We start from the raw sequence: 16,490 nt of genomic DNA, 5'->3' as shown, positions 1-16,490 counted from the left end.
TTACAAGCATAATTTCAATGAAAAAGCTTAATTTTTATATAATTATATCAACTTTTATCTGTGTTTTAAGTTCCTGTTCTGGTAAGTTGGATTTGTATCCAAGTACTGGAGTGTCTCCGGAAGCGATCACAGAAAAAGATTTACCAGCACTTCGTTTAGGAATGTATAATGATATGCAAAATGAACCAGGTGTACATTCTTATATTCTTTTTGACATGTTGGGAGGTGATTTGCACACTGCATCTGGTAACCCAATAGATCTGATCAATTCTACCTTAAGTCCACTCAATTCAATTGTTGCTAATAATTGGAATGGGTATTATAAAGCTTTGTTTCAAGTAAACAATGTGATTTCTATATGCCAAAAATTTGAGAATTCATCTATAAGAAATCTGGCCTTAGGCGAAGCATATTACTTTAGAGCTTATTTATATTATTGCCTGATTGCCAGGTGGGGTGACGTTCCGGTTTTACCTGAGAATACCTTAGAAAAAGTAAGCAGAAAACCTAAAACTGAAGTGTGGGCCTTTATTGAAGATAATTTGAATAAAGCTAATGATCTTCTTGCCGGATCAACAAATTACTACTATGTTTCGAAAGATGCAGTAACAGCTTTAAAAGCTCGTGTAATGTTAAGTCAAGGAAAAAAAGAAGACGCAGCATCTATGGCAGAGTCTTTAATTACGAGCGGTAAATATAAACTGGATACGTTTGAAAAAATATTTAGAAAGTTATCAAATACCGAAGTGATTTTTGCCTTTGAAAATTTATCTGAAGAATCTACAAATAATATTTCTGATCAGTTTTATACCTATGCACATGTAAATAAAGGTCAGGGTAATTACAGAGTATTTCCAACTATGGTATCTGCTTTTGGTACTCCAGATAAACGTAAGGCCATTTCTATAGTTAACATTTCAGGAACAGATTGTATAAACAAATACCCAAGCGGACAAACAGGAAGAGATCCGGTAATTATTTCACGTATAGCTGAAATGTATCTGATTAGTGCTGAAGCTCAAGGCAGGATAAATGGCATCGGACGATTAAATGAATTGCGTCAGACCAGAGGACTATCAGCCGTTTCTGTTTCATCAGATGAAGACTACCTTATGGCTATTTTATCTGAAAGAAGACTAGAGTTTCTGGGAGAAAACCTTCGCTATTATGACCTCGTAAGGACAGGTAAAGCGATTTCAACTTTAAATATATTAAACTATCAAACCGTTTTACCTATCCCAGGGCGTGAGTTACAAAATAATACTAATCTAACACCTAATCCAGGTTATTAAAACGAAGACATGAAAACTAAAATATTCAAATATCTATATATCGCCACCTTGATGTTATTTGCATCTTGTAGTAAAAGTGATTCGTATATAGAGCCTTATGAGAAATTTGAGCCTATAGCAACTACAACAATAGGACAAAAAATGGTCAATGGTACCGATTTAGTAGCTAAAGTATTCAAAGATACAGCATATCAGATTGTTCCCGGATTAACTGCTACAGAGTTTTCTTATTTAGGAACTAAAGGATATCCAATGAGGGTTTTTATATTTCAGGTTGATTTAACAAATCAAGATCTTAATATAGAAATTTCTACAGCTAATAATTCAGCAACTTATGGTCGTCAGAGAATGACTGCCCAAGCTCCGTTAAGAGATTATACAGGGCATAAGGTTTGGGCAGGAACAAATGGAGATTTTTTTGATGGGGATACAGGCGTACCTCAAGGTGTATTACACAAAGAAGGGCTGGTTTTAAAATCCACATTTGCCAGTTCCGCTAATAATTTCTTTGGAATTCAGAATAATGGGAAAGCTATTATTGGCAACGAGGCACTTTATACTACAGTTAAAAGTAGTTTAAAAGAAGCATTAGGTGGTAGAGTGATCGTACTTTCGTCGGGTGTTATCCCATCTACTGCGGCTGGGGTGGAGCCAAGAACAGCTATTGGTGTTTCTGAAGATGGGAATACCGTTTATATGCTTGTTGTGGATGGTCGTAGGTATCATTATTCAAATGGTATGGACTACCAGGAATTAGGGAAGTGCTTTAAGGCTATTGGAGCACACAATGCTATGAATTTAGACGGAGGCGGTTCTAGTACATTCTTTGTAAGAAACACTCCTGCATTCGATCAAGGAAGGTTTAAAATGTTGAATTGGCCATGGGATAATGGAGGTGAAGAAAGAGCTGTTTCCAATGGCTTGCTTATAATATCAAAAACACATTAATAAAAGTATTGACATGATTAAATATATATATGTTCTACTGGCAATGATTAGTTTATTGTCGTGTAGAAAAATAGATAGGGAAAGCTTTGTCCCGGAAACACCTAAATTATCAACTGACAGTGAAATGATGACGGTAGCTAACGGAAGTAGTACAATTGAAATTAACGTTGAGTCGAATTTGCCCTGGCGTATGATTTCTAATACAAGTTGGATTACGATTGTAGAGGGGAGTGGGTTAAAGAGCGGTAAGGCTAAGGTTACCATTGCAAAGAATGCCCTGCTTGAAAATAGAACAGGCACATTAACTTTATACATTGACGATTCAACAAAGCAAATAATCACCATAACACAAGATGCAGGACTGCCTGTTCCTGTTGTTGTTAACGAGTTTTATGTGAAAACAACGGGCTCAGAGACTAACGACGGACTTTCCTGGAATAACGCAACCACCTTGCATAAAGCACTTTCCATATCTGATGAGGGAGATATTATACATGTTGCAGCAGGAGTCTATGTACCGAGTACTCCTGTAACTGGTGGTGCTGCGGCTGATATATCTTTTGAGATTAGCAAAAACGTAAAAATAATAGGTGGTTATCCAGCCAATGCAACCAGTGGTAGCGTAGCTACACCAGAAACAAATAAAACTATATTGTCTGGAAATAGTATGGCTTACCATGTCATGCTGATATGTGCTGCTAAAATACCAGATCTAAAGGTTAGTATTAATGGGGTAACCGTTACAAAAGGAAATGCATCAGCAACTGCAAGTTCTTTAACAATAAACGGAATCACTTTTGCCCGTAATTATGCTGGTGGTATCATCATTGGCAAGTCTACAGTGGAGCTAAATAACTGTATCGTTTCAGAAAACAATTCCAATGCAAATTGTGGTGGAATTTATATGAAAGATGATGCAATACTTACCTTAAATAGTTCTAAAGTTGTAACTAATACGGTTACAGGTAATGGAGGTGGTATTTGGAATGATGGTTCAACGCTTTATTTATTCAATTCAGAAATAAGTAATAATACAGCTACAGGAGTTGCAGGAGGTGTATATGCGATACACAGTGGTACAAAACCTACTTACAATTATATTTATAATTCAACAATTGCTCAAAACCATACCAATACCAATTCTACTGCTGTATATGCGCGTAAAAACTCTATTTTCTATATTGTAAATAGTACGATATATGGTAACACCAGTAATGGAACTGCTGCTGGTTTAAGAACTAATGAAGCTAGCAGTGAAATTAACTTAATCAATTCAACTGTGGCAAATAATATTGGAGGAACAGGAACTAGTGGTAATGGTTTAACCAGTACTGCTTCAAGACCAATTAATGTTTACAATTCGGTAGTGATTAACAATGGTGATAACCAGAGTTCGGGCGCTGATATCAAGTACCAGTCTTCAATACTTGGTTCAGATGTATTCGATTATAATGGGAACAAGCTTAGTACAAGCGTAGATCCTACAAATCTGATTAAACCATTTGCAAATTATGGGGCTTTAGGGGCATCTGCACCACTGCTAACTAACAATTCGGCTGCGCATATTAATGGTATGACTAACCTGCAGTTAGAGATTCTATTCAATAATCTGAACTTAAATAAATCATATTATTTAATAGACCAGAATAATAAAAGCAGAGTTAGTAAAAGTGCTATGGGAGCTGCAATAGAGTAATAATCATTTTTAATTATTAGAAGTAATATTTGCTTAATAATTTCTATTTTGTCGAATATTACTTCTTTTAATTTCAAGAGAAAATAAACATAATGAAACTTTATAAATACATCGTATTAGCTTTTCTATTTAATCCATTTCCCATCCTTGCACAGGATAATTTTACCTTTATAAAAGGGCATGAACTTACAGTTTTAGGAAGGACATCAGCTGACAAAACAAATTATCATCGTATAGATTCAGTGGATGTTAAGCTTTTACCAGATCTGGTGCGAAGATTTTCAAAGTATTCAGCAGGGATGAATATCGCATTCAAAACAAATTCAAAAAGTATTAAGTTGAATTGGAAATTGGATAAGCTGAATACGATGTGGAATATGTCTTCAGTAGGTGTAAATGGATTAGATTTATATTGTTGGAATGGGAAAAATTGGCAATATGTTTCATCTGCAAGGCCAACAGGTACAGATAATAGTGTATTACTTGTTGAGAACCTGGATGGTCAGTTAAGGAATTATCGTATTTTTCTACCAATATACTCGGAAGTAAAGGATATAGAGGTTGGTGTTTTTAAAGATGCACAGATTTTTTCTGGGGATGCTGCAAATTTACCTACAAGAAAGGTAGCGATTTATGGTTCGAGTATAACGCAAGGAATAGCTGCTTCCAGGCCTGGAATGGCTTATCCTTCCATATTATCCAGAAAGATGAAAATTGATTTTCTCAACTTAGGTTTTAGTGGTAGTGGGAAGATGGAAATTGAGATTGCGGATATTCTTGCTAAAATACCTGCAGAAGTTTATGTTTTAGATTGTGTACCAAATGCACTTCCTCATGAAGTGAAAGAAAGATCCTATCCATTAGTTTCCCGTTTAAGAAAGTTGAAACCAGAAGTACCGATAGTGATGGTAGAAAGTGTAAGAAGGGAGATTAGCAATTGGAATTCGGTAATGAAAGATAGAATAGAGCAGCAAAATGGAGAGTTCAAAAAGACATATAATAAACTACTTGCTGAAGGGAATAAGAATATTTACTATATCAAATCGGAAGATTTGATGGGAGATGACCATGATGCTACTGTTGATGGGACACATCTGACTGATTTAGGATATATGAGGATATCTGAAACAATAGGTAAGCAACTTGCAGAAATAATGAATATTAAATTTATAAAATAACATACTTTGAAACTGAAATCATTAATAATAACATCAACTTGTGTACTGTTTTTAGGGTGTAGCATACAGAAATCAATACCTCAAAAAGTATTGTTGGAAACAACCGGATGGACTATAGATACTTTAAGGAAAGATGTAGTTTGGTATAAATACAATAGTAAGACTGATAAGCAATTCGCCAATCAGAATGTTAATGTGATTAGCTTTAATCCGAAAGCAGGATTAGGTGAGATGGTTTTTGAATATAAAAAAGAAAAGGATTCCTTGTCTGTATTTGCAAATAGGGTTAAAGGAGCGATAGCAGGTATAAATGCAACCTATTTTATTGAGAAAAAGGACTCTGCAGACTATATGCACTTACGCTTAAAAGGGAGAGATATTCAGCAGGTCAAAGTTCCTAAGAGCAGTATTTATTGGTGGAAACATCAGGGAATGTTTACTTTCGATGATCAAGGGAGGGAGTTTGATATCCGGTTTTCTCCTGAAAACTTTGCTGGCATAAAGTCTGAAAATATTATGACAGGAGCGCCAATGCTTGTAGACAATTTTAAACCTGTTGGTTTAACTTTTGCAGATACCACTGGTATCAATATTAAAAAGTTACATTATGAACATTATTTGAAACACCAGGGAGTGCGACATCCAAGAACGGCTATTGCTGTTACAAAAGAAGGCACTTTGTTATTGATTACAGTTGATGGAAGAAATAAGAATGCCTTGGGAATGTCTGCTAAAGAACTTACTTCCTTTTTAACTCGTTATTTCAATCCAAAATCTGCGATGAATATTGATGGTGGTGGATCGACAATGATGTGGGTTAATGGGCAGCCATTTAACGGTATTGTTAATTACCCGACTGACAACAAAAAGTATGATCATTATGGACAGCGTAAAGTTGAGACTGTTATTTTAATAAAATAACAGTACCATTCTCTGCCTAAATCATCAGGAACACATATGCTTTTGTCTCCAACAGTTACCCTGTGCATACCATCAGGGCATTCTGGCTTTTCACATCCATTAAGCATAATTATTGCACTAAAAAGTGCTGCTATTATAAAATATAATACTTTGTGTTCATATAAGTAAGGCAGTTTATTTAGAAGTAGTAGTCTTTAATTTTTCCTGATTGTACAGGTTGATATATTTTCTAAGCACTTTAAAGCTGAAACTTTTTTCTGCTTTAAAGTTTGCCCATAATGCTGGATTGTCGCTGAGTAACTGTTCAACGCTATTCTCCTTGTCGGCACGGGAAAATGAAAGGCCACTTGTTTTTATGCTGAACAAAGGACCATTACCTTTGCTGGCATACCAGGAAGTAGTGGTTATAGAACCACCATTCTGAGTAGGAGCATTAGTTATCAGTTCATATAACTGAATCTCACCTTGTTCGTGCAATTCTAAAAAGACAGGCTTTGATTTTTTTGGTAGAACTCTAGCTTCAAAGGTTTGCGGTTCTTTATTATCAGAAGAGATATAATAACGCTTAGTATTCTTTTCTGTAATTGTTATGCGTTTTGATTGATCTGATTGTTTAAATCTATGATTACCAAAAAAGGATTTGGTTATTTCGCCTCTTAATGTATCATTTTTAAGGGTTATTATATAATCATTTTGAGCAAGAGTGGCTTTTGTGATAGCCATGCAAAAGCAAGTTGAGAGTATAAGTGCAGTTAATTTCATATTCAAAGATAATAAAGTAACTTATTTCTTTATATAAAATTGAATTTAAAAAAAATCAGAGAATTCATTCTTTTGTTAAGCATGTTTGTCATTTTTTTATGAATTCGAATCAATTTCCCATAATTGATGTTCTTTAAATACTTAAGGTTTTATTTAGTTAAATTATACTAATGATGAAAAAGCAAAAAGTATCCGGTCAAAGTTCAAATAAAGGAGGGAAGTTATCTCCACAAAGAAAAGAGAAACTAAAAACAGATGAGCCCCTATCTGAAAAAGATGAGGTTAAACAAGCGGAAGAGGAGCAGAGGAAACGAAATCTATCGAAATTCACTTGGAGTTTTTCCGAATTGTTTTTTAAACTCCATACTAAAATATTTCCTGTCACTAAAGCCTACTTTGAAGGCAATTTCAGCTATACTTTCATTCCCTGATTCTAATAACTGGGCAGCTCTTTTTAAACGCATTGATTTGATAAACTCATTTACCGAAAGATTTGTAAGCGCACGTATCTTTTTATATAGAACAGGCTGACTCATACCAATTTTAGAGGATAAAGTAGGAACATCAAAATCTACATTTTCCATTTCATCCTCTATGATCTGCATAATTTTAGCCAAAAAGTTTTGTTCTGAAGTATTGATGAAAAGTTTCTTAGGTTCTAATCTAACAACTTGTGCAAACCTATTTCGTATGTTTTCTCGTGCAACAAGTAAATTATGTACATTAAGTTGAAGCATTTTTATATTAAATGGCTTAATGACATAAGCATCCGCTCCGGTTTCCAACCCGTTTATTTGATGAATATAAGAAGACCTTGCCGTTAATAGAATAACTGGGATATGGCTTGTTCTTTCATCACTTTTTAATTTCCTGCATAATTCTAAGCCATCCATAACGGGCATCATAATATCACTAATGATCAAATCTGGGATTTGATTAATTGCAGTTTCCCAACCATTCTGTCCATCTTTGGATTCAATAATTTGATATGTTTTCAACAGAGACCTTTTGATAAATGACCTGATTTCATCATTATCTTCCACTAATAATACGGTATATCGTTTATTACCCTCAGTTGCCTCTGCCAGATCAGCTTTAGTTGATTCCAAATCCAAATCGGTCGAAGTCTCTTTGTAGTAAATAGGGGCTTCTATAACAAAGTCTTCAGATTTAAAATGTTCCTTTCCTTTTTTTAATCCGACAGTAAAGGTGGTAAGGTATGGCTTTCCATTTAACATAGGATTACTCTCGAAACCAATTGTGCCGCTATGAAGTTCAACGATACGCTTAGAAAAAGAAAGTCCTAAACCAGTGCCGATATTTACACTTGGCTTAGCTTGATAAAAATCATTAAATAAATTAGCCTGACTATCAGGAGCTATACCTTCTCCTTCATTGGATACATTAATTTTAACACAATTACTTTCCTCTTGTACGTTTATCAATACGTTTGCTCCCTCTTTACTAAATTTCAGCGCATTAGATATAAGGTTAAACATCACTTTTTCTAATTGTATCAGGTCAAAGTAGAGAAAGATTTCTTCCTTATCCGAATTGAAAGTGTAATGAATGTTTTTGATGGTAGCCATTTGCTGAAAGGCCAGGAAAATTTCTTTACAAAATTTCACTATATTAACATTATTTACCTGTAATTTCATTTTTCCACTCTGTACCTTTCTAAAGTCTAACAACTCTGTAACCAGCTTCATCAGCCGATCTGCATTGTTCTTCATGGATTGTAAAGCTTTATTCGTTTGCTGTTCATCCTGGGTGTCTTCAATCAGCTTTTCTAATGGTCCAACGATTAAAGTAAGTGGAGTACGTATTTCATGTGAAATATTGGTAAAAAAGGCCAACTTATGAGCATTGATCTCTTTCTCCTTTTTCAGAACGGCTCTAATCAGGAGGTATCGTATAATCAATACAACGATAGCACTAATTACACAAGTATAAAATAGATAGGCCCACCAGGTTCGATAAAACGGAGGGTTTATCACAATCTTGATTTTTAGTGTATTGTCACTTTGTACACCATCGTTATTAATGCCTTTAGCTAAAAAAGTATAATTGCCCTCTGGCAAATTGGTATATGTCGCTTTTGGTATACTTACATGGTTCCAGTTTTTTTCAAAACCTTCAAGTTTATACAGATAATGATTTTTATTAGGTTTTATGAAATTGAGGAGCGCAAAACTTAAGCTAAAAGTGTTTTCACTATTATCGAAAACTATTTCGTTTGTAAAGTAGATGTTCTTCTTTAGCAAGCCATCCTTTTGATTAATCTGAACAGATTGATCAAAGCGCTGTAAATCTGTTGCAACAATTTGAGAAGGCTTTGAATTGGTTTGAATTTGATCAGGGTAAAAGCTGATAAAACCTTTGTATCCTCCAAAAAACATTTCACCATTCTGGTTTTTAAATGCAGCATTCAAGTTAAATTCATTACCAGCAAGACCATCAGCTATGGTGTAGTTTTTAAAGGTTTTTGATACTGGGTTAAACATAGATAGGCCATTAGCAGTACTAATCCATAAATAGCCATTGTCATCCTCCAGAATGGCCATAATGTTATTATTCGGCAACCCATTCTTTATAGTATAGTTAAGGAGTTTGTTTTTATGTTGATCATAGTAATACAAGCCATTATAATTGGTGCCGAAGTAAATGTTGTTCTGTTTGGTCTCTGCAATACAGTTAATATACAAAGTAATGGGCTGGTTTGTTCTTTGATTTTTTAATGTATAAAACTCAGCCCTTTTTGGGTTGTAAATATACAGGCCGTTTGAAGTTCCAAAATATATTTGCTGATTTTTAGCTTGTATTAAGCTAATTACATTCCGGCCTTCTAATTGTTGACTTAATCTCTTCAGGAAATTAAATTTTGTCTTTTCCGGATTTGAAACACTGATCCCGTTTAAATGTGTTGCTACCCATAACCGGGAGTCAGTATCTTCTATTATAGCACGGATTTCATCCACCTGTTCTATTGTTTTTGAACCGAAATTGTAATGTTTAAAAGCTTTCTTATCTATATCTAATACATTTAAACCTCCACCATGTGTTGCAGCCCATAATTTTTGTGTTTTATCTAAAAGTATTTTCTTAACTAGATTTGAACTTAAAGAATTTTGATTTTCAGGTATGTTTTTAAATGATCTAAATGTAGTATTGCCTTGATTTAGATAGTTTAAGCCACCACCTTCTGTGCTTACCCATAGGTTGCCAGACTGATCCTGAGCAAAGCTACTGATGACATTATTGTTTAAATTAGAATTGCTTCTGTTGTAGACTTTAAATGTAGTTGCATAAGGATAATTGACATTAACACCTCCGAAATAAGTACCCACCCAAATAGAGCCACTCTGATCTTTGTACATCGCATGTATTGAGTTCTGATTTAAGCCTCTGTTCTCATTCGGATCATATTTGATATTTGTATAAGTAAAAGTTTCCACATCCATTATACTTAGACCGTCCAGTGTACCAATCCAGATTTTACCAGCGTCATCTATAGTTAAGCATCGAATAGTGTTGTTAATTAGAGATTTAGAATCAGTCTCCACATGTTTAAAAGCCGTGAATTTTTGATGAATAGGGTCGAAAAGATTTATCCCCCCATTTTGGGTACTAATCCAAAGTCTCTTTTTTCGGTCTTCAACAATTCCTGAAATGTAATCATCGCTAATGCTACCTTTCTGATTGTTATGAGTAAATATTGTGGTATGATATTTCCCCTCTTTTAGTTCCATTTTGAGTAATCCATTAGATGTTCCTACCCACAGATGACCGGAGTGATCCTCATATAGGGTTCTGATGTCATGATGAGGGTTTTTTAAACCTTCATTTGTCAAATATCTTTTGATGCTATTTGGATTACCTTTTTCGAGTTTATTCAATCCATTTGGAGTACCTATCCAGATGTTAGTATTTTTATCCTCATAAATGCAGACAGGGAAACTATTGCTTAAGCTATTTGGATTTTTTCTATCGTGTTTTAATTTACTGAAACTATCAGTTAACGGATCATATAGATTTAATCCATTTGGAGTTCCTACCCATAACTTTCCTTTAGAATCAGAGTATAAACTTTTAATGTAATTGTTAGCCGATAGTGTAGAGTCGCCAGCTGGAAATTGATAAGTCTTAATATTGAAACCATCATATCTGTTTAAGCCATAACGAGTCCCAAACCACATAAAACCATTTTTATCTTGAGTGATGGAAATAACAGAATTTTGCGACAGTCCTTCTTCAATGCCTATGTGATCAAATAATATAGGTCGTTGGGCTTTTACAGACATGCAGAATCCAATAGCTATAATTATTAAGTATAGATATTTAGACGATTTTTTAGGTATTGGTTGTAAGTAACTCATTTGGTTTGATAAGTTAAAAATATGATTTTTAGCCTGTTTTCCTCAATAATTTAGAAAAATACCCCTAATTACTTTGAAAATTACCACCTCAAAAAAAACATAAAATCATACGTTTGTTTAGGTCTCGATATCAGAAAGGTAGAGAGCTGAATAACAACCAAATATAATCTCAGACTATGATTAAATTCTACAATCACTGGGGCACTAAAGCTTTATTGTTATATGCCCACAAGTATCAAAAATTCTTAACACTATTAATGCTGGGTCTATTAACCAGTATGCAGGTTTTTGCTCAAAGTAAGAATATAATTGGTGTAGTAACCGATGAACAGAAGCAAGCGATACCAGGTGTTTCTGTTTCTATTAAAGGCTCTAAAATAGTCACTTTAACAGATGGAGATGGCAGATTTAAAATTCAGGCTGCTGCTACTGATGAGCTTGTATTTAATTATATAGGCTTTAGTTCACAAACTATTATAGTAGGTAATAAAACTACTATAAATGTTATTTTAAAATCAGCAGTAATAGGTTTAAATGATGTTGTGGTTGTTGGCTATGGAACGGTAAAGCGAGCTGATTTAACCGGAGCAGTTGGGTCTGTAAATATGAAAGATATGGAACAGGCCCCGGTAAAATCTTTTGATCAGGCATTGGCTGGTCGTGTTGCTGGAGTACAAGTTTCAACAAATGATGGTCAACCAGGTGCAGTTGCAAATATTGTGATTCGTGGTGCAGGCTCAATATCACAAGACAACTCACCGTTATATGTGATAGATGGATTCCCTTCTGAAAATTCAGATGCAAACTCAATCAATCCTTCAGACATAGAATCCATTGATGTTTTAAAAGATGCTTCTGCTACCGCAATTTATGGTGCCAGGGGCTCAAACGGAGTAGTGCTCATCACTACTAAAAGAGGGAAAGCTGGAAAAACTCAGATTACATATAATGCTTATTATGGTTTACAGAAGTCACCTAGTAAAATACCATTACTTAAACCTTATGAGTTTGTTAAATATGTAAAGGAACTTAATTCAACTTTTGCTGATTCGGTCTATTTAAAAGATGGTATTACCATTGAAGATTATAGAAATGTTCAAGGTATTGATATGCAGGATCATGTTTTCCAGACTGGCCAAAATCAAAATCATGATATTGCTATGCGAGGTGGTAATGAGCAGACTACCTATTCCATCTCTGGTAACTATAATAATCAAAAAGGAATTGTTATTAAAAGTGGTTTTGAAAGATTTCAAGGGCGTGTTGTATTGGATCATAAAATAAATAATAAACTCAAAACTGGCATAAACATTAATTATGCTTATAGCGAAACTTTTGGGACACCTATATCGGCAACAAATTTTTATGCATCTGCCGGATTATTATATTCTGTCTGGGGTTACAGGCCTGCCGCATCCTTATCAGGACGGGATCAAGGCACAGACCTTATAGACTCTTTTTACGATCCTACGAATGATATCGGAAATAATCAGGATTATAGGGTAAATCCATTGATAAGCTTGCAAAACCAGAAAACACTATATAAATCAACAAGTATGGTCGCTAATGGATATGCAGAATATGCTTTTACACCAAAACTAAAGCTGAGAGTTGCAGGAGGGTTTACAAACAGTAATAGAGAAACTAATATCTTTAACAACTCATTTACACAGTCAGCCAGTAGGTATCCTAATAGCCCTGGTCCGAATGGAAGATTTGTAACAGAACCTGTTTTTAACTGGTTAAATGATAATACACTAACATATCGAAATACATTTAATAAAGATCACAATCTGACAGTATTAGCTGGTTTTTCATCTCAGAGGAATAAGAATTCTTTTCGTTCCATATATGCTACACAAATTACCAATGAAAGCTTAGGGATAGATGCATTAGATTTAAGTCCACCAGCAAATACCTCAATCACTTCTGGAAGTTCAAGATGGACATTAGTCTCATTTCTAGGCCGTTTAAACTATGATTACAAGGGTAGATATCTATTGACTGCTTCATTCAGAGCCGATGGTTCATCTAAATTTGCTCCAGGAAATCGTTGGGGATATTTCCCTTCTGTATCTGCAGGTTGGAGATTTAGTCAGGAAGATTTCTTAAAACAAGTAAGCTGGATATCAGATGCTAAATTACGTGTAGGTTATGGTGCTTCGGGAAATAACAGAGTTAGTGATTTCGCATATCTGGATCAGATAAATCTAGGAAACATCAATTATTGGTATTCTTTTAATGGTAATCCAGTTGCTATTGGTGGCGTTATAACCGCTGCTGGAAATCGGGATTTAAGATGGGAAACCAATACACAGACTAATATTGGTTTAGACATGAGTTTTCTGAAAAACCGTTTTGGCTTAACAGTTGACCTGTATAAAAGAGTAACCACAGATTTATTATTAAACGCGGAATTGCCGTACTCCCACGGTATACAAAGTTCTACCGGATTTAAAAATATTGGAAGACTGGAGAATAGGGGGTTGGAAATTACACTGAATAGCACCAATGTTAAAACTAAAAACTTCAATTGGACCAGCAATTTCAATATTAGTTTTAACAAGAATAAAATTCTGGATTTAAATGAAGGACAAAACTCACTGATTCGGGGTTCAGGTACTTTCTTCAATACAACTTATACCAGTTTGTCTCCATATATTTCTGTTAAAGGCCGCTCAGTTGGAGAGATGTATGGTTTGATTTTCGATGGAGTTTATCAATACAGTGATTTTGATAAAATGCCAAATGGTTCTTTTTTGCTTAAAAATGATATTACTACGAATGGAGCTACCAGGGCATCTATACAGCCTGGAGACATTAAGTATAAAGATTTGAATGGCGATTTAGTAGTTAATAGTAATGACTATACTATAATTGGTCGTGGTTTGCCAATACATACTGGTGGTTTCAGTAATAATTTTAGTTATAAAGCCTGGGATCTGGGGGTATTTCTGCAATGGTCTTATGGAAATAACATCATTAATGCCAACCGTTATGTTTTTGAAGGAGGAATTGTAACCAATCCAAACTTAAATCAATTTGCAAGTTTCGAAAATCGCTGGACACCAACAAATCAAACCAACGATTTATTTAGAGCAGGGGGTATGACTGCAGCAAATTATTCGTCAAGAGTTGTAGAGGATGGATCCTATTTGAGATTGAAAACAGTACAGCTAGGTTATAATTTTGTTGGCAAACTTTTGAAAAGTACTGGCATGTCTAAATTGCGGCTGAATGTTTCTGCCCAGAATTTATTAACGTTCACAGGGTACTCAGGACTAGACCCTGAAGCCTCATCAAGACCCGGTAACTTAACACCTGGATTTGATTACGGTACGTACCCTCAGTCCTTTACCGTTACTTTTGGTTTAAATGCAGCATTTTAATTACTATAAAAAATTAAGAAAATGAGACATATATATATAATGTTTTTGTTATTTGTGATGACTGTATTTTCATCCTGTAATAAATTTTTAGATACAGTGCCAACTGATTTCTATAGTCAAAAGAATTACTACGAAACCGCAGACCAGCTCCAGGTAGCATTAAACGGTGTGTACAGCAATATGATGTATGAACGTATGTACGGACAGGTTCTGAACTTTAATTTTAGCAGCACAACTGATGAAATGATTCCCAACCGTCCACCAAGTGGAGAGGCAAGAGGCCTCTATTATTCTTCGTACAATGCCGGACATGCTTATATAGCAGACCTTTGGAGGTGGCCATATTTAGGCATCAATAACGCAAATGTGCTTATTGATAACATTAACAAGCCAACAATGGACGAGAAACAACGTGGATATATCAAAGGACAGGCTTTGTTTTTAAGAGCATATAATTATTTTTTACTCACGACCAATTTCGGAGATGTACCCTTAATATTGCATTCTCCTGCAATTTCAGATGTAAATATTCCTGCAACACCACAAGCCGACATTTATGCACATATTGTAAGCGACTTAAAAGAAGCAGAAACGCTTTTGGAGGGACGTACTGTTGCTAGCCTGGGTTACAATGACCAGGTAACGATAACTGCTGTACAAGCTATGTTGGCCAAAGTGTATTTATACTGGGCTGGATATCCTGTAAATGACGTAAGCAAATATGCTGATGTAATTACTTATGCGGATAAGGTAATTAAGTCAGGTCTGCATATGTTGAATCCAGATTATAAACAGGTATTTATCAATTTATGCCAGGATAAGTACGATGTTAAAGAGAATATTTTAGAATGGGGCTCTGCTGGAGCTGCAGCAGGTGAAACTAATAAAACTGGTAATGATATCGGTAATTTTGTAGGCCTTTCTTCTTCTTATGTCGTTTTTGATAAGACATCTTATACAGCAGCTTCATGGATTTCTATTACTAAAAAGTTGTTTGATAGTTATGAAGTTGATCCCGGTAGTACATTGGTTAATAAAGCATCTTTGGATACCAGAAGAGATTGGAATTGTCCAGATTTCTATTACTCCAGTACCTCAACAGTAAGAGTAAAAGCCAATCGTCCGAATGTATGGCAAATGAGCTGCGGTAAATTTCGCAGAGAATACTGTCCCGAAGCATCACGTTTAAACGGAACTTATAATATCAATTGGCCGGTTATTCGTTATTCAGATGTTCTGCTTATGAAAGCAGAGGCGGAAAATCAGGTAAATAATGGACCAACTCAGGCTGCATACGACGCAATTAATGAGGTGCGTGAACGTGGCTATGGTACTAAATATGGTAATATTATCAAAACCATCAGCATGATAAATGGTGGGACAGGATATTCAGCTGCATCACCACCTATAGTAACAATTAGTGGTGGCGGGGGGACTGGTGCTACAGCTGAAGCAGTGGTTACTGGTACAGCTGTAACGGGTATAAAACTGACCTCAAGGGGGAACTTAACCACAGGAGGACCATACTTTAGTTCTGCACCGACAATTACGATAGCAGCGCCTACAACAGGTATTACAGCTACAGCTACGGCAACAATCACTACAGGAACCGAATACAGATTAACACCTGGCTTGAATAAAATGGATTTTCATCAGGCTATCAAAGATGAAAGGATGAGAGAAATGTGTTTTGAAAGTTCTCGTAAAGCAGATTTAATAAGGTGGGGTAATTTTGTAGCCGATATGCAGGCCTTTACTAATTATGCAGCTGCAAATGGAATTAATGTATCAGCATCTGGAAACTTAAATGGATATCAGGGCTTAGCCGGTATTGACCAAAAACATGTTTTTCTTCCTAAACCAACCTATGAGTTGAATTTGAATAAAGCCTTGATTCAAAACCCTGGCTATTAATTAACGATTAAAAA

General features: G+C 35.1%; 9 protein-coding genes. 7 read left to right on the top strand and 2 right to left on the bottom strand.

Going from position 1 to position 16,490, the window contains the following annotated elements; genetic code table 11:
* Positions 1-17: 17 nt before the first annotated feature.
* The 5 genes from ABDJ41_RS07135 (at position 18) to ABDJ41_RS07115 (ending at position 6,035) form a co-directional block, all read left to right on the top strand.
* A complete protein-coding gene (locus ABDJ41_RS07135) occupies positions 18-1,292 on the top strand; it encodes a RagB/SusD family nutrient uptake outer membrane protein (RefSeq protein ID WP_349785191.1) in 1,275 nt (424 codons plus the stop codon).
* A 9-nt stretch (positions 1,293-1,301) separates the two neighbouring features.
* Positions 1,302-2,240, top strand: a complete 939-nt coding sequence (locus ABDJ41_RS07130; RefSeq protein WP_349785190.1) for a phosphodiester glycosidase family protein — start codon at positions 1,302-1,304, stop codon at positions 2,238-2,240.
* A 13-nt stretch (positions 2,241-2,253) separates the two neighbouring features.
* The gene (locus ABDJ41_RS07125) at positions 2,254-3,936 is read left to right on the top strand and encodes a BACON domain-containing protein (protein ID WP_349785189.1); all 1,683 of its coding nucleotides are present in this window, start codon (positions 2,254-2,256) and stop codon (positions 3,934-3,936) included.
* 92 nt (positions 3,937-4,028) lie between these two features.
* On the top strand, positions 4,029-5,114 hold the full coding sequence (locus ABDJ41_RS07120; protein ID WP_349785188.1) for an SGNH/GDSL hydrolase family protein: 1,086 nt from the start codon (positions 4,029-4,031) through the stop codon (positions 5,112-5,114).
* A 6-nt stretch (positions 5,115-5,120) separates the two neighbouring features.
* Positions 5,121-6,035, top strand: a complete 915-nt coding sequence (locus ABDJ41_RS07115) for a phosphodiester glycosidase family protein (protein WP_349785186.1) — start codon at positions 5,121-5,123, stop codon at positions 6,033-6,035.
* Between the two features lie 174 nt (positions 6,036-6,209).
* Here ABDJ41_RS07115 and ABDJ41_RS07110 read toward each other — a convergent pair whose 3' ends face one another.
* The gene (locus ABDJ41_RS07110) at positions 6,210-6,758 is read right to left on the bottom strand and encodes a hypothetical protein (protein ID WP_349785185.1); all 549 of its coding nucleotides are present in this window, start codon (positions 6,756-6,758) and stop codon (positions 6,210-6,212) included.
* Positions 6,759-7,114: 356 nt separating this feature from the next.
* A complete protein-coding gene (locus ABDJ41_RS07105) occupies positions 7,115-11,173 on the bottom strand; it encodes a hybrid sensor histidine kinase/response regulator transcription factor (protein ID WP_349785184.1) in 4,059 nt (1,352 codons plus the stop codon).
* A gap of 176 nt (positions 11,174-11,349) precedes the next feature.
* On the opposite strand from ABDJ41_RS07105, the gene ABDJ41_RS07100 reads away from it, so the two are divergent.
* Both ABDJ41_RS07100 and ABDJ41_RS07095 read left to right on the top strand, forming a co-directional pair.
* Positions 11,350-14,562 carry a SusC/RagA family TonB-linked outer membrane protein gene (locus ABDJ41_RS07100; RefSeq protein WP_349785182.1) on the top strand — a complete coding sequence of 1,071 codons (3,213 nt, stop codon included), beginning with the start codon at positions 11,350-11,352 and terminating at the stop codon, positions 14,560-14,562.
* Positions 14,563-14,583: 21 nt separating this feature from the next.
* Positions 14,584-16,476, top strand: a complete 1,893-nt coding sequence (locus ABDJ41_RS07095) for a RagB/SusD family nutrient uptake outer membrane protein (RefSeq protein WP_349785181.1) — start codon at positions 14,584-14,586, stop codon at positions 16,474-16,476.
* Positions 16,477-16,490 lie beyond the last annotated feature (14 nt).

Origin of the sequence: Pedobacter sp. ASV1-7 (assembly GCF_040203335.1) — a bacterium.
Taxonomy (GTDB): Bacteria; Bacteroidota; Bacteroidia; order Sphingobacteriales; family Sphingobacteriaceae; genus Pedobacter.
The sequence above is the reverse complement of the archived record's forward strand: the minus strand, read 5'-3'. Positions and strand labels throughout refer to the sequence as shown.